This window comes from Nocardioides sp. TF02-7 (genome assembly GCF_022437945.1).
GTDB lineage: Bacteria > Actinomycetota > Actinomycetes > Propionibacteriales > Nocardioidaceae > Nocardioides.
In genome coordinates this window covers 31078-49640 of record NZ_CP092535.1, presented here as the reverse complement: position 1 = coordinate 49640, position 18563 = coordinate 31078, and the positions used below count along the sequence as shown (strand labels likewise).

Genomic DNA, 18563 nt, shown 5'->3' with positions numbered 1-18563 from the left:
CTCCCGATTTCTGGTCGCTCGGCGGCGCTTGCTAGTCTGTGCGCTGCTCGGCCACGGCCGGGCCGATCCCCTGTAGCTCAACTGGCAGAGCATTCGGCTGTTAACCGGAGGGTTGTTGGTTCGAGTCCAACCGGGGGAGCCAACGAAGGGCCTCTGACCTGCGGGAACGTAGGTCAGAGGCCCTTCGAGATTTGAAGGCTGGTGGCCTGCAGTTGTCGCCTTCGAATCAGAAACCCGACCGCCAAGGGCGCTGCTGACCTGCGCAAACAGCGCAGTTGTTGCGTCGAAGCGCTCAGAAGACACTGCCGCGAGGTGTCCAGAAACAGGCCGTAAACGCATCCTGCGTCGGCTGCGGAGACCGACTTTCCGGCACGTATCCGTTCGGATACTATAGATCCGTGAGTGCCGGCAGTCTCCTCGAGCAGGCCCGTCGTGCCGCGGGCCTGTCGCAGGCTGCCTTGGCCGAGCGTGCCGGCACCTCGCGGCCGACGTTGTCGGCGTATGAGCACGAGCGGAAGTCGCCGACTCTCGAGACCGCTGGGCGGATCGTGGGGGAGGCAGGCTTCGAGCTGGTCATCAGTCCGCGGATCGAGTTCCGCGAGGTTGCCGTGGAGCGTGGACGACCGATCCAGGTCCCGAACGCCTTGCCTAGGCTTCCCCTTGACCGTGCGTTCGCGACCGTTCGACTTCCCCTCCACCTGAACTGGTCCGATCGCGGCCGGCTCTTCGACCTGCGCGACCGCCGCCAACGTGCTCGGGTCTACGAGCTGGTCCTGCGGGAGGGAGGACCCCAAGACGTGGTCGCCTACCTGGACGGCGCGCTGCTTGTGGACTTGTGGGAGACCCTCGTCCTCCCGGCCAGGATCCGGGCCGCCTGGGCGCCCGTGGTCACCGGGCAGCATGACGAGGACGCTAGGTAGTGCTCCAGCCCCACTCCCTGACCCCGCTCCAGGTCGAAGTCGCCCGGACCTTCTTCGACCTCGACGCGTCCCACGGGTTCGTGGTCGCCGGCGGTGCGGGGCTTCTTGCCAGCGAGCTGATCCACCGCCCGACCGAGGACCTCGATCTGTTCGCCTCACGCCCGACAACCACGGTGACCGAGGCGAAGGAGGCGCTCGTCGAAGCGCTGCAGCAACGCGATCACGCGATGTCGCTGATCCAGGACAGCCCGACGTTCTGCCGCATGGTCGTCGGGAAGGAGGGGGAGGAGGTCCTCGTCGATCTCGCCATCGGTTCTCGGTCCGACCCTGGCGCCGATTGAGCTAGCGGGCCGCAAGCTCCTCGCGCTGTTCGGCAGAGCCGAGGCCCGTGACTTCGCCGATGTCTACCTGCTCGCCCAACGCTTCGGCAAGGACGCCGTCCTGCGCGAGGCCGAGTCACTGGACGCGGGCTTCGACCGCACCGTCCTCGCACAGATGATCGGCACCCTCGAGCGTTTCGCGGACGAGGAGATCCCACTACCGGTCGACGAACTCTCCGCCGCCAAACGCTTCTTCCGCCAATGGATTGTCGAACTCGTGTGATCACTCGGGTCCGCACCACACGTGCGCCGATCCACGGCCTACCGGCGCGGCGGTCCGCGCGATCATGCCGATGAGCGGACGGTCCGGTGGCAAGATGACCGCGTGCCGTCCGACCGAGCAGACCTGGCGAGAGTGCTCCTAGTGCACTGGGACGTGCTCGCAGTGGCCGAGCAGGACGTGGCTCCCCAGACCGAGTATCTGCACGAGGCGGGCGGGGTTCTCGACCTGCTCCTCGCGGGGCGAGGCGCGGAAGAGATTGCGGCCTATCTCGGGGACGCGGCTACCGGACTCGGTGCGACACCGGACGAGCGGCGGGACCGGCTTGCTGCTGGGCAGTGATGGCCGCGCACGGAGGCTACCGCTAGCGCACGCTTATGCCGCACTGAGTGCGGGGGTACCTATGAGCGTTCCGCTCCTACAGGAGGTCTCGGTCCGCGTCGAACCCATCGAGTCCCAGGTCTTCGAGACGCACGTCGAACGCCTGTGCCTGCTGTTGCAACAAACTGACCGCCTCGTACAGACCCATGGCTCGACCCTGAGCGAAAGGGTCCGCGCTAGCCGCATCGGCTTTCGCCCGCGCAGCCAGGTCTACGAGAAGAGGTCCTAGGTCGCGCAGGAAGTTGACGCTGGCGCTGTTGCTCACCGGGTCACCGTAAGTGACTGGGTGCCCGCTCATGCCGCGCTGAGGGCATAGCGTGCAAGCCCGCTCATGCCGCTGTCGGGGCGAAGCGCCCGACCTTGCGCGATCCTCGGGGTCGTGCCGAGGAGCGGTCGGGTCAGCGCTCCCCCTCGTAATCGACGAACCGGCGGTAAACGGAGATCACGTTGATGCGGAGTTGTGCCCAGGAGCCTTCCCATTCAGGGCGTCGCTTGAGTGGATCTGCTTCACACTCGGCTGTGAACGCCCCCGAACTGGACCGGGCCTCCGTCCGGCTCCCGGGGGGTCAATGCCCTCGACGCACCACGCAGTCATGGGCTCGACGATGCCGTCCGGAGGCGTGTCGTTTGCGGTGGTCAGGCGGAGATCATGCCGCACGCTGCGATGTCGCAACGCCCGCTGATGCCGCTGGCCGCGCCGCTCTTCGATCGAGGAGGGGTGGTTCGAGGTCGGTCATCGACGTGAGGTCGTGCGGGGCCACGTCCACGCGGAGCGCAGGATGAAGGCCAGCAGCAGCACCTCGAGCCCGATGGAAAGGCCGTAGAAGTAAGCCCAGGACTCGCCGGCCGCGTTGAACACTGAGACCGGGATATACACCGATGCCACGACGAGATTGATGGTGCGGGTCGGACGGGCCGGCAGCGCCATCGAGAGCACGATCATCAGGGCTGGGATCGACACGAGCACGAGGAACACAGTCAGCAACGTCTGGTCTATCCCGAACTCCCAGACGACGCCAGCTTGGATGTCGTCGACGACGCCGGGCTTGTACAGGGCGAAGTAGTCGACGTAGATGTAGAGGAACATGAAGCTGGTCCAGGCGGCCGCGAGCTTCGCCCTGACCGGCACCGGCGGATCGTGGAAGACTGCCGTGGTCTCGCTCGTGGTCACGGTCTCTCCGCTCTCATCGGATTGTCGACGTGAGTCTCAGGCTCGTCGGAGTGGCACCGCTACGCCATCCGGGAAGTCCCCGATCCGTCCCCCGGAACCGCCCGCTCATGCCGCGTTCCGCGCGGTCGTGGGCTCCGAGGAGGGATCGGGCGTTGGGATGCGCTGGGCCGGCACCTGGTGCCGGTGGAGCGCACGCTAAGCACCTGGTCAGCTGGGGTCGCTGTCGTCGGGGGGCGTCGGGTCGTCGTGGGTCGCGGCGGGGACGAACGGCCAGGCGTGGGCGCTCGCCGCGGTGGTCGAGGCACCTGGTTGCGGCCCGCGGGTCGCTGCCGGGTGGCTTCGGGTCGACCCTTGTGGTCGCGGTCCAGGAGAAGAAGGTGATTCCTAGTCTCCGGCGCCCCGGCGCCCCGCGGGCTGGGGGTCAGGTTCGTCGTTTGGTGATGAAGAGGTCGCCGTCGGGCAGGCGTCGGTGCTCATAAGCGGGGTTCTCGATGAGGCGGTGGTGGTAGGCGCACAGGCAGATGCCGTTGTCGGGGGTCGTCTGGCCGCCGCTGCGCCAGGGGTGGAGGTGGTGGATCTCGCACCACTGCGGTTTCACTCGACAGCCTTTGGCGCGACATCGTTTGTCGCGGACTCGGATGAGCTTCCGCTGGGCTGGGGTGAAGAGGCGGCGGGTGCGGCCGAGGTCGAGGACCTCGCTGTCGGTGCCGAGGACGGCGGGGATGATGGCGGCGTTGCAGGCCAGGCGGCGGGCTTCGGCGGCGGTCAGGTTGGGTCCGTGCTCGAGGTCGGGTTCGACGAGGCCGGCGACGCCGAGCTCGGAGCGCAGGTCCTCGAGGGTCACGGTGACGAGGACGGTGGTGGCGTCCCCCGCCGTGCTCGGGGAGCCGGTGGGGGTCGAGCCGCTCCAGGAGGGTGCCGAACGCCATCGCGAGCTTGCGGGGGTAGGGGATCCGGTCGCCTTCGTCGTGGCAGCCGATGATCTCGGTCCCGTCGGGCAGCTCGGTGGTGGTCGGCTCCAACGGTTCCTCGGGGTCCGGCGCGTCCTGCTCGTCTGCGGGGTCGCGGTGGCGCGGGCTGGTGAGGGCGTCGAGGTAGGTGTCCAACCGCTTCGCCGCGGGGGTGGGGATGATGCCGGAGATCCGCGAGGTCCCGTCGCCGAGGTCGCGGATCGAGAGCCGGGACCGTTCTTCGGCGGTGGCTTCTTCCTCGGCCAGCTTTTTCGCGTCCTCTTCGTCGGCGATCTCGGGTGCGACCACGTGCAGGATGTGTCGGCCGAGGATGCGGAGCTGGGTGGGGGCGAACTGGGCGGCGCAGTCGACGAGGGTTTCCTCGGCGTCGGCTTTGACCTGGGTTCCGACGCGTTTGGGGAGGGCGTCGACGGCGCGGACGATCACCCACGCCTGCTCCTCACTCACCCGGCCGTCGGCGAACGCCGCCGCCACGACGGGGAACCGGTCGTCCAACGCCTTCGCCAGGCGTTGGTCGGCGCGGGCGTCACGCAGGTCAGCCCGGACTTCGTGCGCCAACCAGGTGCCGACATCCGGTGCCGCGTTCTCGGCCGCCACATCACTGGAGGCGGCCATGACCTTCAGCCGCAGCGCCTTGAGCCGCTGCTCGGCCCGGTGAAGCTCGCCGATCGCCGCCGCCTTCGCGGCCGTGGGCATGAACGTCGCCTCCACTCCGGCCACCTCGTCCAGCGCCGCAGCCACCCGCCTCGCGCAGGCCAGCACCGGGTGGGTGCCGGTGCTGGTGGGGGAGTGCGACATCGGGGACCTTCTCCAAGGCAGGGCAGACGAGTGTGTTTCCACAGTCATCCTGCCGGAGGCACTCACAGGCGCAATGACACATCCACCCGCCGTGGGAAGCAGGTGGCGACAGTTGGTCCGATTCGCAGAACTCGGTCGCTTTCCTCCTCCCCCCAGAAGGGGCTCCGGTCCGCGACCTGCACCCATTCTAGATCGAACAAACATTCGAATACAAGAGAGGGAAGGTAAAGGTTCCGCCCGTTCCGCCCGTCCCCGGCGCAGCGTGCCTGGTCGTATCTGGAGGACTCGACTCGGCAGGCCTCATCGAGGACGTCGCCGGGCACATACCCGACGTAGAGTGGACGGTCGTGCGACTGCGCATCGGCTCCGCTGAGCGGCGACAGCGGGTACTTCGCCGCGGGCTCCTGCTCGGCTACTCCGAGCAGGAGATGGCGGCCGCCATGGCTGCGGGTGACGCCGACGAGGCCCGCCTGGCACGCGAGCTCCCTGCCCGGCATCGTCATCGAGACCGACGGGCTGAGTCCACAGCAGGTCGTGAACCGCGTCCTCACGACGACGAAATGGCCCAACTGCATTTCTCCGGGGTGACCGCTCAAACCGCGCTCAGGACGCCTCTGCCCGCCCGCTCACCCTTTGGGGACGACCTCCACGACAACACTCCGCGCCGACGCGAATGTCTCGGTCGGAGGGTCGGCGAGCACCTCGCTCGTGCCCACGGCGTGCGGACGCCGCGTCAACCGACTCTGTCGTCTCGATCGTGCGTACGCACTGTGCTATTCGATCGCTGCCAGCAATCGGTTGTAGCTCTGTTCTGGGGTGGTTCCGTGCGTTGGCACGCGGCGGGGGTGTGGCCGTGAGGCGAGGTACTCCAGGAGGTGGCGGTGTATTCGATGCAGGACTTCCTCTCCTCCTCTGGCGGCGATGCGTCGGCCGATGTGGTCTTCGTGTTCTGTTCCGCCGGGCCGGGAGAAGAAGCGCCTCGTTTGTTCTTGGGGATCGACCAGGAGCGCGATCTCGACGAACGCGGCGCCTGCCCGAGCCGCCGCGTCCTCGAACAGCACAACCTGATCGTGACGCGTGATCAGCTGCGGCATGACGACATCGCCGCCGTTGTGGAGGTGGGTCTCAGCCATGGCCACCGCGAGCCTTCGCGTCGGGGTCAATGCGGCTGCGAAGTCATGCTGCCAGCCTCCGATCATCGTGGCCACGCGGTCGACGTCGAGGTTCAACGTGCCGGGATGATCCTCTGAGAAGCGCTTGGCGAGCGTGGACTTGCCGACCCCCGACGGCCCGTTCAGATGGATCAGCATCGCCATGCACGAGACGCTACGTCGTGCAACCGGCACAGCGCGCTCCCGGGGTCGTGGTCCACGCCCCATCGACTTGGTGTAGACAACCTACATGTACTCAGCCTACGGTCCGATGCGTAGGACTCCTACACCTCGGCTCAACCACCCATCAGCGACGGAGGGCACCACGATGACGCTGACCGACCGCGAGCGAGCACATCCCGTCGGCACGGGGGATGACCCGGCTCGCGGGGCCGCGGAGTGATGGACGTGGGACGCATCGCGAGGTCTCTGTCCTGGCCGCTGGTCATCTCGCTTGGCACGTTCGCCCTGTCGCGTCCGCTGCTCAGCATCACCGGACTGGCCGACGACTGGGGGCGCCCCGCCACGCCGCTCGTCGCGACGGCGGTGATCACGCTGGTGTGGGTGCTGGCGGTGGTGGTGACCCGGCAGACGCAGCCCGTGCCGACTCTCGTGGCAGCGGGCCTCGTCTATGCAGCGCTCTCCGTCGCCCTCAGCGCGATCCTGTCGCCCATCCTCGAAGGAGAGCTGCAAGGGCCGCTCACCAACCCGTTCGCCCTCGTATCAGTCGCGGTGGTGAACGCGACCTGGGGGTGCCGTCGCCGGCGTCATCGCCCTGCCCTTCAGCCGACGCTCACGGAACGAGGGGAGCGGCGCATGAGCAAACATGATCATGTGCTGCCTCGCGCGTCGCTGGGCTGCTAGCGGCGACGGCCAGGAAGTCACCCGGCCGCGGCCGGCCGCAGCGGCCGGACCACCTCGCCCGCCCGTCCCTCCGCGTCGAGTCCCGCCGAGGCCAGCTCCTCCGCCACCCGCGCCGCCGTCCGGACGACGGCGGCGACCTCCTACGACCGGCTGTGGGACGGCCAGGCGATGACGGTGGTGACCTCCGGGGCGTCGGTGACGGGGACGGCGACGTGCTCGGGCCACTGCCAGGCTCGGCTGGACGCCGGGATCACGAGGAGGGTCTTGCCGAGGGCGACGAGCTGGGCGAGCTGGGACTGGGTGCGGACCTCGGGGCCCGGTCCGTCGGGGTAGGTGCCGTCGAGGCGCGGCCACCGGGCGATCGGCAGGTCCGGCACGTCCTGGACGTCGGCGAGCTCGAGCCGGTCGCGCGCAGCCAGCGGGTGGCCGGCGGGGACGATGGCGACCTGACCCTCGGCGTAGAGATCCTCGGTGTCGAAGCCGGCGAGGTCGTCGTAGGGGCGGTGCATCAGGGCCAGGTCGGCCCGTCCGTCGCGGAGCAGCCCGGCCTGCTCACCGACCTCGCACAGCAGCACCTCGACCGGCGGGCAGTCGGGGTCGTCCCCGAACGCGGCGAGCAGGCGTCGCAGCAGGTCGTGCGACGCGCCGGCCTTCGTGGCGAGCACCAGCGGCCGGTCCGGGTCTGCGGCCCGCCGCGTGCGGCGTACGGCGGCCGCCACCGCGTCGAGCGCGGCGTGCGCCTCCTGCAGGAGGACGCGCCCCGCGTCGGTGAGGGCGACGCCGCGCCGGTCGCGTTCGAGGAGCTGGACGCCGAGCCGGCGCTCGAGCTGCCGGATCGCGCGCGACAGCGGCGGCTGCGCGATGCCGAGCCGGTCGGCGGCGCGGGCGAAGTGCAGCTCCTCGGCGACGGCGACGAAGTACCGGAGCTCCCGGGTCTCGACGGTCTCCACGCACCCGAGCGTAGCGAGTGATACCTGGGGGTATCACAGCCCGCCGAACCGGTCTTGGACGCCGTGGCACGGCGGCCGGACGATGGACGGGTGACTGAGAAGAGGACGGCGCTGGTGACCGGCGCCAACAAGGGGATCGGACTGGCCATCGCCGAGGGACTGGGAGCCGAGGGCTTCACCGTCGCCGTCGGGGCGCGCGACGCGATGCGCCGCGAGCAGGCGGTCGAGCACCTGCGGCGGGCGGGGGTGGACGCGTTCGGGGTCGGTCTCGACGTGACCTCCGACGAGAGCGTCGCCGCGGCAGCTGCAGCGGTCGAGCAGGAGGCGGGAGGGCTCGACGTCCTCGTCAACAACGCGGGCATCGGCGGCCGCACCGACGGCGGCGCGCAGGACCCGACCACGCTCGACCTCGACGTGGTCCGCACCGTCCTGGAGACCAACGTCCTCGGCGTCGTCCGGGTGACCAACGCGATGCTCCCGCTGCTGCAGCGGTCGAGCGCCCCGCGCATCGTCAACGTGTCGAGCAACATGGGGTCGCTGACCCTGCAGACCGGGCCCGTGCTGGCGGCGTACGCACCGTCGAAGACGATGCTCAACGCCATGACGACCCAGTACGCGCGTCGGCTCGCCGACACGTCCGTGATCGTCAACGCCTGCTGCCCGGGCTACGTCGCGACCGACTTCACCGGCTTCGCCGGGTCGCGCACGCCGCAGCAGGGGGCCGCGATCGCGGTCCGGCTCGCGACGCTTCCCGACGACGGTCCGCGCGGCGGGTTCTTCGACGACGAGGGCGTCGTCCCCTGGTGACGTCCGGTCAGCCCATGACGAGTCCCTCGATGTCGTGCTTCTGCACGATCGGCGAGAGCTCGTCGACGATCGGGCAGGCCAGGTGGTCGCGGACCCGCTGGGGGAGCCGCTCCCAGTAGTCGTGGGTGACGGCGAGGTCGTGGTGGGCGTCGTTGCCGGCGCCCGGCGCGTCCACGCCGAGCACCAGCACCGGGCGGGGCACGTCCGAGGTGTTCGGGGTGCCGCGGTGGATGGTGAGCGCGGAGCGGGCGGAGATGTCGCCCACCTGCGGGTACTTGCGCTCCGCGAGCGACTCGTACCGGGCGTACTCGGACTCCGGCGGGAACTGCTCGTGGTCGAAGTCGTCGCCCGGCTCCCACTGGGTCCCCGGCGCGATCTCGAACGGGCCCATCGCATCGGTGGTGTCCACCGTGGTCAGGTTGAACGCGAGCGAGGTCAGCCGGCCCTCGTCCCTGGTCTCCGGCGGGCTGGGGAAGTCGCGGTGCCACGGCTGCAGCTTCGCCCCGGGGAACGGGGTGTCGAAGCCGACCTCGACGATCCGGTAGTCCGGTCCGAGGATCGTCTCGCACACCGTGCGCACCCAGGGGTGGTCGACCAGGTCGACGAACCCGCGGAGCGCCTCGGGATGGATCTCGACGTACCACCGGTTCGGCCCGCGCCCGACCGCACCGCCTTCCCGTCCGCGTGCCTCCGCGAACGCCGCGTCCACGTCCTCGCGGACCCGGTGGACCCACTCCCGGGAGAACGCGCCCTTGCGGGCCACGAAGCCGTCGGTCCGCAGCCGGTGCCGGATGTCGTCGACGTCGATCTCCTCGTCGATGGTGTCGGTCATCGTCCACCCCTCTCGGGTCGCGCTGCGCGGCGGCGGTCCCGCCGCGTCAGACGGAGTGCATGACGACCACGTCGCCGTGACCGCCGTAGCCCATCACCCGCTCGGCGTGCTGGGTGCCCTCGAAGGTCACGACCAGCCAGCCGCCGGCCGGGTCGGGCACGAGCTGCGGGTGCGGGATGTTGGTGGGGTACGGCGCGTCGAGGCTCCCGACCCGGTGGCCGTCGAGGTCGAGGATCGGGTAGTCGCGGGCGTCGCCGTCGCTGGCCAGCAGCCAGGTCTCGTCGTCGACCGTGGCGAGGATCGGCCCCTCGCACTGGTGCAACGCGTCGGCCGCCGCCACCTTCTCGAGCCCGCGCCACCAGTTGGCGTCGGTGGTGCGGGCCAGCGCGGGGTGGAAGTCGAACGGGTCCTGCGACGGGCTCTCGACGAAGCCGACGTGCCAGGCGCCGTCGCGCCGCAGCAGGGCGGGGTCCCACGACCCGACGTCGGTCGGCAGCGGCGTCGGCTCGGTGTCGAGCAGGTGGGTGCCGGCGAGCAGGTCGGCGGTGGTCTCGGTGTGGCGGACGTGGATCCGGCCGGGAGCGAAGTCGCCCCACGACGACACGGCCACGAGCCACCGGTCGCCGTCGCGCACCAGCTGGCCGGCGTGGTCGCCGAGCAGGAGCCCGTCGCGGCGGAAGAACAGCTGGCTCTCCAACCGCATCTGCTCGGGTCGCGCCGGGTCCATCGACCAGACCGACCAGTGCGCCTGCTGGAAGAACCCCAGGCCCGCGCAGGTCCAGGTGAGGAAGACCCGGCCGTCGCGCTCGTACGGCGTCCCGTCGGCGTGCTGGACCAGGTGCGGGTCGCGCAGCCCGGTCATCCCGAACAGGCCGGCGGTCGGCCGCTCGACGTCACCCGCGCAGGCGTAGCGGTGCCGGCCGAGCTCGTCCTCGTCGCGGAGGTCCACCCGGGCGGCGACCTTCGCGCGCTCGGTGAGCAGCGGTCGCCAACCCTCGCCGGTGTCGACGAGGGCGGTCACCTGCCGCTCGCAGAGGGCGAAGGCCAGGCCGTCACCGGGCCGGAGGGCCACGGTCCGGCGCCGCAGGACGCGGGTCCGCCCGTCCCGCCGGACCTCGAGGGTCACCCTCCGGGTGCGGGGCGACCAGCGCACCAGCACGTGGTCACCGTCGGGGACCGCGAGCCCGACGGCGGCGCGGCCGCGGCCGACCCGGGCGGTCACCGCGGCGAACGGCGCCACCGGTCCGGTGCCGCTCAGGGACAGCGGCGGGTCCGCGTCGCCACCGCCTCCGGCACCTTCGGCCGGCTCCTCGAGCGGCACCTCGAAGCCCGGAGCCACGAGGGCGAACGGCCGGAACCGGTGGGTCTCCTCGAAGGTCAGGTCGAGGACGGCGGCCGTGCGCCCGCTCATCCCTTGAGCCCCGATCGTGACACCCCCTCGATGACGAAGCGCTGGGCCAGCAGGTAGAGCAGCAGCACCGGGACGCTGGCGACGACCGCCCCTGCCATCAGCAGGTCGTAGCGCACGCTGTTGGCCGACTGCAGTGTGGACAGGCCGGCTTGCAGGGTCTGGTTCTCGGGGCTGAAGAGCACGTACACCGGCCACAGGAAGTCGTTCCAGTTCGTGAGGAACGACAGTAGTGCCAGTGTCGCGAGCGCGGGCCTCGAGAGCGGCAGGACGATCAGGAGGAAGATCTGCCACCGGTTGGCGCCGTCGAGCCGCGCCGACTCCTCCAGCTCCCGGGGGAGCTGGGCGAAGAACTGCCGCAGGAAGAACACCCCGAACGCGCTGGCCGCCGTCGGGACGATGATGGCGAGCAGGGTGTCGAGCCAGTACAGCCGGCCGACGATCTCGTAGTTGGGGATCACGAGGATCACCGGTGGGACGAAGAGCGTCGACACGACGAGCGCGAACACCACGTTCTTGCCGCGGAAGTCCAGGCGGGCCAGGGCGTAGGCGGCGAGCGACGCGGTCACCACCACGATCGCGGCGTTGGCGGTGGCCGCGATCATCGAGTTGGCGAACCAGCGCAGCACCGGGGTGTCCGTGGCCTGGAAGATGCGCTCGTAGGCCTGGGTGGTGAACGGGTCGGGCCACCAGGTCGGCGGGGTCTGCACAGCCTCGCCCGGCGTCTTGAACGACGTCACGAGCATGAACACAAGCGGGCTGACGAACAGCAGGGTCAGCGGCACGAGCACCACGTAGCGCAGGACCTTCGCGGTGGTGCTCATGACACGTCCATCGCGCCGCGGGCACGGAAGACGCCGAACACCACCAGGGAGAGCAGCATCAGCGCCGCGGTCAGGATCCAGCTGGCGGCCGCCGCCTGGCCCATCTGGAAGTTCTGCAGCCCGGTCTCGGCGATGTAGAAGATCGCGGTCCGCGTCTGCTGCGCCGGCGCGCCGTCGGTCATGATGAACGACTGTCCGAACATGTTGGCCGACGCGATCAGCGTGACGATGGTGACGAACATCGTCACCGGCCTGAGGCCGGGGAGCGTGACGTTCCAGATGATCGACCACCGTCCGGCGCCGTCGATCCGGGCGGCGTCGTAGAGCTCGGTGGGGATGTCCTGGAGGCCGGCCAGGTAGATGACGGCGTTGAAGCCGAGGGTCCACCACACGGTGACGCCCACGAGGGCGACCCAGGCCGCGGGCAGCGAGCTCAGCCAGGCGACGGCGTCCGGCAGCCCGAGCGCGCCGAGGTAGGAGTTCACCGCCCCGATGTTGCGGTCGAGCAGGAACCGCCACATCACGCCGACCACGGCGACGCCCAGCACGTACGGGGCGAAGTAGACCGCGCGGAAGAAGTTGCGGCCCGGGAACTTCTCGTTCATCACCATCGCGACGACGAGCGGGACCACGATCAGCAGCGGGACGCTGAAGAGCGTGAAGATCCCGGTCGCCTCCATCGCGTTCCAGAACGGCTCGAAGGCCACCGAGCCCGGTTCGAGCAGGTTGCGGTAATTGTCCAGGCCGACGAACGGCCGCCGCGGCAGCGTGTAGTCCCAGTGGTGCAGGCTGATCCAGAGGCCGAGCACGATCGGCAGCAGGACGAACCCGCCGAACAGCACCAGGTACGGCGCGAGGAACAGCCAGGCGACGAGCCCGTCCCCCCCGCCGAGCCCGGGGCACGTCAGCCACCGAACCTCTCGAGGTTCTGCTCCATCAGCTCCGTCGCGTCCGAGGCCTGGTTCGACAGGGCTTCCTCCGGCGACCGGCGGCCCAGGACGCCCTCGCTGACGCCGACCTCGAGCGTCTGCACCTGGACGTCGCCGAGCCCCGGCACCGGCGGCAGGAAGTGGAGGGCGTCGATCTGGTCGCCGAGCGACGCCTGGGGCGAGTCGGTGAACTGCGCCTTCTCGCGCTCGGAGTTGCGGGCCGGGATCATCCCGGCGTCGGCCCAGGCAGCGGACTGGTCGGACATCCAGCCGATGAACGTCTTCGCGGCGTTGGCCCGGTCCTCGTCCTCGGCGGCCTGGGAGGTCATGAAGAAGTTGTGGGAGTTGGCCCAGGCGGCCTGCTCGTCGCCGATCACCGGGATCGGTGCGATGCCGTACCGGGCGCCGGAGTCCTCGAGGTCGAGGATCTGCCAGATGCCGTCCCAGGTGATGGAGTTCTGGCCGTTCTTGAACGCGACGTACTGGGCGTCGATGTCGACGTTCTCGGGGCTGTAGCCCTTGTCGACCTGCTCACGCATCCAGGTCAGCGCCTGGACGCCGGCCTCGTCGTCGTACGTCGCCGACGAGCCGTCCTCGGCGTACGGCTCGCCGCCGAACTGCCACAGCAGCGACAGGAACATCAGGTGGGCGGGCCAGAGGTTCGGCATCCACATCGGCGTATCGAAGCCCGCGGCCTGCAGCGCCCGGCACGCCTCGTCGAGGCTGGCGGCGTCGGTCGGCGGCTCGCTGATGCCAGCCCGCTCGAAGTGGTCGGGGTTGTAGTACATCGCCAGCGTGTGCACGTCGAGCGGGATGCCGTAGCGCTCGTCCTGGTAGATGCCCGGCCCCCAGACGCTCTCGGCGAAGTCGTCCTCCGACAGCTCCAGCGCCTCCGCCAGGTCGTCGAGCGGCACGATCACGCTCCGTGCCGCGTTGGTCGCCAGCTGGTCGAGGTGCATCACGCCGACGTCGGGCCCCTTGCCGGCCTGCGCCGCGGCCGGCAGCCGCTGGTAGAAGTCCAGCCACTCGACGGTGTTGTTCTCGACGTCGATGTTGTCGTGCTCGGAGACGAAGCTCTTGACCAGCGCCTGCATCGACGGGCCGTCGCCGCCGGTGAAGCCGTTCCAGTAGGCGAGGGTGAGCGCGGGGCCGTCGTAGGCCTCGCCGGTGAAGCCGCCCACCCCTTCCTCGCTGCCGCCTCCGGGGCCCTGGCCGCCGCCGCAGCCCGCGACCAGCAGACCGCCCGCCGTGACGGTGATGAAGCCTCGGCGGCTCAGGGCCGCGCTGGTGAGGGTGCGGTGGCGCATGACGTTCTCCTCGGGTGATCAGCGACGCTCGGGCGGTTCGGGGGAGTGGGGGGACGAGCCGGACGACGTTCCACGAGACCGCCGGCAGGGCGGCGCGCAGCCGTCCGTCGACGAGCTCGACCGACCCGAGGGGGCGGGGCGCCACCGCGTCGGGGTCGTCGGCGGTGACCGTGGTGCGGACGTCGTCGTGGGCGAGGGTGGTCGCGCCGTGGACGCGGTGGGCAGGGAAGGCACGGAGGTCGACGTCGAGCTCCAGCGGGCCGTCGGTGCGGCGGTTGATGGCCAGCACCGTGAGGGTGCCGCTCTGCTGGTCGTGGACGGCGGTCGCGTCGAGCAAGGGGACCTCGCCGACGGCCTCCGCGTCGTACGTCGCGACCTCGGGCTCGACCCGCAGCACGACGCCGCCGGCGACGGCCGCCGCCTGGGCGAACGGGTGGAAGATCGTCTGCCGCCAGGCCCGGCCGCCCGGCTCGGTCAGGATCGGCGCGATCACGTTCACGAGCTGGGCCTGGCAGGCGATGCTCACCCGGTCGCAGTGCCGCAGGAGGGTGATCAGCAGGCTGCCGACGACCGCCGCGTCGGCGACGTCGTAGACGTCCTCGATGAGGTGCCGGCGCTCGGTCCAGTCGAGCGAGTGCTCACCGCCGAACCGGGACTGGTACCAGACGTTCCACTCGTCGACGGCGACGCCGAGCCGCTTGCGCGACTTCAGCCGCGCGCCGACGTGGTCGGCCGTCGCCACGATGTCGTCGATCGCGCGGTCGAGGACCGCGCCGCTCGCCAGGAAGTCGCCGAGGCAGCGACCGGTGGGGTCGAAGTAGTGGTGGAGCGACACGTGGTCGACGGCGTCGTAGCACTCCTCGAGGACCGTGGCCTCCCACGCGGCGAAGGTGGGCATCGTGGTGTTGGAGCTCCCGCAGGCCACGAGCTCGACGCGGGGGTCGACCCGCCGCATGGCGTGCGCGGTCTCGGCGGCGATCCGGCCGTACTCGTGGGCGGTCTTGTGGCCGATCTGCCAGGGCCCGTCGAGCTCGTTGCCGAGGCACCACAGCCGCACGTCGTGGGGCTCGTCCACGCCGTGGGAGCGGCGCAGGTCGGAGAGCCGGGTGCCGCCGGGGTGGTTGCAGTACTCCAGCAGCTCGGCCGCCTCGGCCACCCCGCGGGTGCCGAGGTTGACCGCCATCATCGGCTCGACGCCGGCCTGGGCGCACCAGGCCATGAACTCGTCGACGCCGAACTCGTTGGGCTCGATCGCCCGCCATGCCAGGTCGAGCCGCCGGGGGCGGTCCTCCAGCGGCCCGACGCCGTCCTCCCAGCGGTAGCCGGACACGAAGTTCCCGCCCGGGTAGCGCACCACGGTCGGTCCGAGCTCCCGCACCAGCTCGAGCACGTCGGTGCGGTAGCCGCGGTCGTCGGCGGCGGGGTGGTCGGGCTCGTAGAGACCCGTGTAGATGCACCGGCCCATGTGCTCGGCGAACGACCCGAACACGCGCCGGTCCACCGTGCCGACCCGGAAGGCCGGATCGACCGTGAGCGTGGCCCGAGATGTAGCGCTCGTCACACCTTCCGTTTGTACCGGTCGTTTCCATCGTTGTAAACCCTGGCCGTGCCACGATGGGCCCGTGGTGCGGGTGAGGCTGCAGGACGTCGCGGCGCGGGCGGGCGTCTCGGTGAAGACCGTGAGCAACGTGGTCAACGGCTACCGGCACGTGGCGCCGGACACCCGCGCCCGGGTGCAGCTCGTCCTCGACGAGATGGGCTACCGGCCCAACCTGGCCGCGCGCAACCTCCGGGCCGGGCGGACGGGGGTCATCGCCCTGGCGCTCCCCGACCTGGACAACCCCTACTTCGCGGAGCTGACGGGCAGCGTGGTGCGCGCCGCGGAGAAGCACGGCCTGACCGTGCTGGTCGACCAGACGGAGGGGCTCCGCGACCGCGAGCTGGAGGTGGTGGAGGGCTTCCGCAACCACCTGATCGACGGGCTGGTCATGAGCCCGATGGCGCTGCGGGCCAAGGACCTCACCGGCCGGGCCGCCGTCGACATCCCCGTGGTGCTGCTGGGCGAGAAGTTCGGCGCCGGAGCCGTCGACCACGTGGCCATCGACAACGTCGCCGCGGCCGAGGCGGCGACCGCGCACCTGGTGGCGCTCGGGCGCACCAGGATCGCGGTCGTCGGCGACCAGCCGGGCAGCCGCCGCCGGTCCGGGGTCGCCCACCTGCGGCGGCAGGGGTGGGAACGCGCCCTGACCGCGGCCGGGCTCGACGTCGACGAGCGCCTCGTCGCGCCGGTGCCGGCCTTCGACCGGCAGCACGGGGCGGCGGCGGTCGCCGCGCTGCTCGACGACGGCGCCCGCCCGGACGCGTTGTTCTGCTTCAACGACACCCTGGCGATCGGAGCCCTGCGGCTCCTGGCCGACCGTGGGATCGACGTGCCCGGCGACGTCGCCGTGATCGGCATCGACGACGTTGCGGAGGGCAGGTTCGCGGTGCCGACGCTCAGCACCGTCGCCCCGGACAAGGCAGGCATCGCCCGCACCGCGGTGGCGATGCTGGCGGAGCGGCTCGACCCGGCGTCGGAGCAACGGCCGCCCAGGGACGTCCGCGCCGGCTTCGAGCTGGTGGCACGCGAGTCGACCCTCGGCCGCTCGGCCAGTGCGGTGAGCGCGGTCAGGGCCGCAGCCGCCGTACCTCCACCTCGCGGAACCGCGCGGTGAACCCGTCGCCGCCCATCGACACCAACCCGATCCGCGCGTCCCGGCTCAACCGGTGGGTCCACGTGCCACCGCGCACCCAACGGCGGCCGTCGTCGCTCGTGAACGCGGTGTAGCGGTCGGGGCCGGGCCGCCGGTCGACGGCGACCCGCAACCAGGTCGTCGGTCCCGGCGCACCGACCACGCCGTTGCCGTAGCGGGGGTAGCCCTCGCGGACCGGCAGCACCTCCTTGGCCCATTCGGTCTGCCGGGTCTCCCAGATCGAGACGTGCACGAGCTTGAGGTAGCGGTCGTCGTCGTCGATGACCACCAGCCCGGCCTGGACGTAGTTGTGGCAGCAGCCCTCGGCCGGCAGGTCGAGCCGGACCCGGGTCTCCACCAGGTAGTCGCCGCGGGGCGCCGGCCGGCTGAGCACCGGCGCGGTGTTGGTCTCCCGGGCCAGGTCCCCGGGGTGGGTCTCGACGCGCAGGGCGCCGTTCTCGACGGCCACGTCACCGGCGGGCGGTTCGCGGAGCCAGCTCCAGGCGGGGTCGAGGCCGTCGGCGAAGTCGTCGGAGTACGCCGGCAGCAGGCGCCCCGGTCGCAGCGGCGGCACGCGCTCGGGGCGGTAGTCGCTCGGCCGGCCGGGGCGGACCGCCGGCGCGGGCATCCGCCGGTCGGAGGCCCACCGGCCGCCGCGGACCTCGGGCCACCCGTCACGCCACGTCAGCGGGTCCAGCAGCACCGGCCGCTTGGTGATGTCCGGTCGCAGCACGAAGTACGGGTCGCGACGGTCGACGGCGTGGTAGGCGGTCCACCACCGTCCTGCGGCGTCCCTGAACACCGAGTTGTGCCCGACCCCCCACCCAGCGGTTGCCGTTGGGCAGGAGCACCGGCGTGCCGCCGACGCGGCCCTCGAGCAGCGTGTGGCCGCTGCGGTCGCGGAACGGCCCCAGCGGGCTGCGCGACCGCGCGGCGAAGACGCCGTAGGAGGTCAGCGGCCCGTTGCAGCAGTTCGTCGCGGAGCCGAAGTACCAGTACCAGCCCTTGCGCCTCACCACGTTGGTGCCCTCGTACCGGTTGCCGATCGCGATCCGGCGAGCCGCACCGGTGAGCCGGGCTCCGTCCTCGTCGAGGACGATCCGCTGGGCGTGCACCCCGCCGTAGTAGCTGCCGTAGTAGAGCGTGCTCGCCCGGCCGACGGCGTCGCCGAGGACGTCGGGGTCGTAGGTCCAGAAGAACGCGCACGCGGCCTCGGGGTCGGGCCGGGGCGGGACGAGGGGCTCGTCGGCGACGGTCCACGGGCCGGTGGGTGAGGAGGCGACCGCCACCCCGATCGCGTTGTCGGTCGTGGACGCGCAGGCGCCCGGGCCGCGCAGCCCGTCGTCGGTGTCGGTGACCCCGAACGTGAGGTAGTAGCGCCCGGTCGCCTCTGAGTACACGACGTCCGGCGCCCACAGCCCGGCGCCCGGAGCCGCCCACGAGGGTGGCGCGGGCAGGGCGTCGCCGACGTACGTCCAGTGCGTGAGGTCGCGCGACCGCAGCATCGGCACCGGGCGGAAGCGCAGCTCGCCGGCCTCGTCCACGTCGTCGTCGCTCAACGGGTCGGTGGTGCAGTACATGAACCACGAGCCGTGGTGCCTGCCGCGCCCTCGGAGCACCGCGGGGTCGGCGCAGCTGTCGACCTCGGTCACCGGCCCCTCCCCCGCGGACCACGGGGTCGAGCGGGTTGCGGTAGGTCCGGTGGTCCGGCGCCGGGGTCGCGGCGGCGCTCGCCGGGGTGGCGGGGGGAGCCGCGGTGCCCGCCGGGACGGCGAGCGGCGCGGCCAGCGGGGCGGTCACCACGGCTGCCGCGGCGAGGACGAGAAGGAGGAGCCGGCGTCGCCGGCGGGGGAGCCCGAGCGTCATCGTTGCAACGATGGAACCTCGGCTCCCGGATGGCAAGGGCGCTCGGTGCCGG

The 18563-nt window shown here is 71.1% G+C and carries 18 protein-coding genes, 1 tRNA gene and 1 pseudogene; 7 read left to right on the top strand and 13 right to left on the bottom strand.

The window, feature by feature from the left end; all coding sequences use genetic code 11:
- Positions 1-66 precede the first annotated feature (66 nt).
- The 4 genes from MF408_RS00270 (at position 67) to MF408_RS00255 (ending at position 1862) form a co-directional block, all read left to right on the top strand.
- Positions 67-142: transfer RNA gene (locus MF408_RS00270), tRNA-Asn, on the top strand.
- A 256-nt stretch (positions 143-398) separates the two neighbouring features.
- Positions 399-920: a helix-turn-helix transcriptional regulator gene (locus MF408_RS00265; protein WP_240249805.1), complete on the top strand. Its 522-nt coding sequence runs from the start codon at positions 399-401 to the stop codon at positions 918-920.
- A complete protein-coding gene (locus MF408_RS00260) occupies positions 920-1261 on the top strand; it encodes a nucleotidyl transferase AbiEii/AbiGii toxin family protein (protein ID WP_275693302.1) in 342 nt (113 codons plus the stop codon). Before MF408_RS00265 ends, MF408_RS00260 begins: the two co-directional genes overlap by 1 nt.
- Before the next feature lie 424 nt (positions 1262-1685).
- Entirely contained in the window at positions 1686-1862 is a 177-nt protein-coding gene (locus MF408_RS00255; RefSeq protein ID WP_240249803.1) for a hypothetical protein, read from the top strand.
- Positions 1863-1938: 76 nt separating this feature from the next.
- Here MF408_RS00255 and MF408_RS00250 read toward each other — a convergent pair whose 3' ends face one another.
- From MF408_RS00250 to MF408_RS00235, 4 genes are all read right to left on the bottom strand, one after another.
- Complete coding sequence (locus tag MF408_RS00250) at positions 1939-2166, bottom strand: hypothetical protein (protein ID WP_240249802.1); 228 nt, start codon at positions 2164-2166, stop codon at positions 1939-1941.
- A 468-nt stretch (positions 2167-2634) separates the two neighbouring features.
- Positions 2635-3072 carry a DUF6326 family protein gene (locus MF408_RS00245; protein ID WP_240249801.1) on the bottom strand — a complete coding sequence of 146 codons (438 nt, stop codon included), beginning with the start codon at positions 3070-3072 and terminating at the stop codon, positions 2635-2637.
- Between the two features lie 473 nt (positions 3073-3545).
- Positions 3546-4841 (bottom strand): DUF222 domain-containing protein, encoded by a 1296-nt coding sequence (locus MF408_RS00240; protein WP_240249800.1) that lies wholly within the window; start codon positions 4839-4841, stop codon positions 3546-3548.
- A 773-nt stretch (positions 4842-5614) separates the two neighbouring features.
- A complete protein-coding gene (locus MF408_RS00235) occupies positions 5615-6157 on the bottom strand; it encodes an AAA family ATPase (protein ID WP_240249799.1) in 543 nt (180 codons plus the stop codon).
- A gap of 243 nt (positions 6158-6400) precedes the next feature.
- Here MF408_RS00235 and MF408_RS00230 point away from each other — a divergent pair, with 243 nt between their 5' ends.
- The gene (locus MF408_RS00230) at positions 6401-6856 is read left to right on the top strand and encodes a hypothetical protein (RefSeq protein WP_240249798.1); all 456 of its coding nucleotides are present in this window, start codon (positions 6401-6403) and stop codon (positions 6854-6856) included.
- A gap of 140 nt (positions 6857-6996) precedes the next feature.
- Here MF408_RS00230 and MF408_RS00225 read toward each other — a convergent pair whose 3' ends face one another.
- Complete coding sequence (locus MF408_RS00225; protein ID WP_240249797.1) at positions 6997-7806, bottom strand: LysR family transcriptional regulator; 810 nt, start codon at positions 7804-7806, stop codon at positions 6997-6999.
- A 90-nt stretch (positions 7807-7896) separates the two neighbouring features.
- Between MF408_RS00225 and MF408_RS00220 the strand changes: the two genes are divergently transcribed.
- Positions 7897-8613: an SDR family oxidoreductase gene (locus MF408_RS00220; protein WP_240249796.1), complete on the top strand. Its 717-nt coding sequence runs from the start codon at positions 7897-7899 to the stop codon at positions 8611-8613.
- 7 nt (positions 8614-8620) lie between these two features.
- Here the strand turns inward: MF408_RS00220 and MF408_RS00215 are convergent, their stop codons facing one another.
- The 6 genes and pseudogenes from MF408_RS00215 to MF408_RS26405 form a co-directional block, all read right to left on the bottom strand.
- Positions 8621-9445, bottom strand: a complete 825-nt coding sequence (locus MF408_RS00215) for a phytanoyl-CoA dioxygenase family protein (RefSeq protein WP_240249795.1) — start codon at positions 9443-9445, stop codon at positions 8621-8623.
- Positions 9446-9491: 46 nt separating this feature from the next.
- Positions 9492-10856 (bottom strand): hypothetical protein, encoded by a 1365-nt coding sequence (locus MF408_RS00210; protein WP_240249794.1) that lies wholly within the window; start codon positions 10854-10856, stop codon positions 9492-9494.
- Entirely contained in the window at positions 10853-11677 is an 825-nt protein-coding gene (locus tag MF408_RS00205) for a carbohydrate ABC transporter permease (protein WP_240249793.1), read from the bottom strand. Before MF408_RS00205 ends, MF408_RS00210 begins: the two co-directional genes overlap by 4 nt.
- A complete protein-coding gene (locus MF408_RS00200; protein ID WP_240249792.1) occupies positions 11674-12519 on the bottom strand; it encodes a sugar ABC transporter permease in 846 nt (281 codons plus the stop codon). The genes MF408_RS00205 and MF408_RS00200 overlap by 4 nt, the downstream gene beginning before the upstream one ends.
- Before the next feature lie 62 nt (positions 12520-12581).
- The gene (locus MF408_RS00195) at positions 12582-13913 is read right to left on the bottom strand and encodes an ABC transporter substrate-binding protein (RefSeq protein WP_240249791.1); all 1332 of its coding nucleotides are present in this window, start codon (positions 13911-13913) and stop codon (positions 12582-12584) included.
- Between the two features lie 133 nt (positions 13914-14046).
- Positions 14047-14811: pseudogene (locus MF408_RS26405) on the bottom strand (alpha-L-arabinofuranosidase C-terminal domain-containing protein); the annotation flags it as partial.
- A 724-nt stretch (positions 14812-15535) separates the two neighbouring features.
- Here MF408_RS26405 and MF408_RS00185 point away from each other — a divergent pair.
- Entirely contained in the window at positions 15536-16627 is a 1092-nt protein-coding gene (locus MF408_RS00185; protein ID WP_240249790.1) for a LacI family DNA-binding transcriptional regulator, read from the top strand.
- Here the strand turns inward: MF408_RS00185 and MF408_RS00180 are convergent.
- Positions 16581-17378, bottom strand: coding sequence for a DUF1349 domain-containing protein (locus MF408_RS00180; protein ID WP_240249789.1), 798 nt, complete (start codon positions 17376-17378; stop codon positions 16581-16583). The genes MF408_RS00185 and MF408_RS00180 overlap by 47 nt on opposite strands.
- Complete coding sequence (locus MF408_RS00175; RefSeq protein WP_240249788.1) at positions 17320-18297, bottom strand: family 43 glycosylhydrolase; 978 nt, start codon at positions 18295-18297, stop codon at positions 17320-17322. Before MF408_RS00175 ends, MF408_RS00180 begins: the two co-directional genes overlap by 59 nt.
- Positions 18298-18563 lie beyond the last annotated feature (266 nt).

What these genes read in the sequence shown, in the direction of transcription:
- MF408_RS00240 (WP_240249800.1), bottom strand. Translation starts at nt 4,841, where the DNA reads ATGTCGCACTCCCCCACCAGCACCGGCACCCACCCGGTGCTGGCCTGC.
- MF408_RS00235 (WP_240249799.1), bottom strand. Translation starts at nt 6,157, where the DNA reads ATGGCGATGCTGATCCATCTGAACGGGCCGTCGGGGGTCGGCAAGTCC.
- MF408_RS00215 (WP_240249795.1), bottom strand. Translation starts at nt 9,445, where the DNA reads ATGACCGACACCATCGACGAGGAGATCGACGTCGACGACATCCGGCAC.
- MF408_RS00210 (WP_240249794.1), bottom strand. Translation starts at nt 10,856, where the DNA reads ATGAGCGGGCGCACGGCCGCCGTCCTCGACCTGACCTTCGAGGAGACC.
- MF408_RS00205 (WP_240249793.1), bottom strand. Translation starts at nt 11,677, where the DNA reads ATGAGCACCACCGCGAAGGTCCTGCGCTACGTGGTGCTCGTGCCGCTG.
- MF408_RS00195 (WP_240249791.1), bottom strand. Translation starts at nt 13,913, where the DNA reads ATGCGCCACCGCACCCTCACCAGCGCGGCCCTGAGCCGCCGAGGCTTC.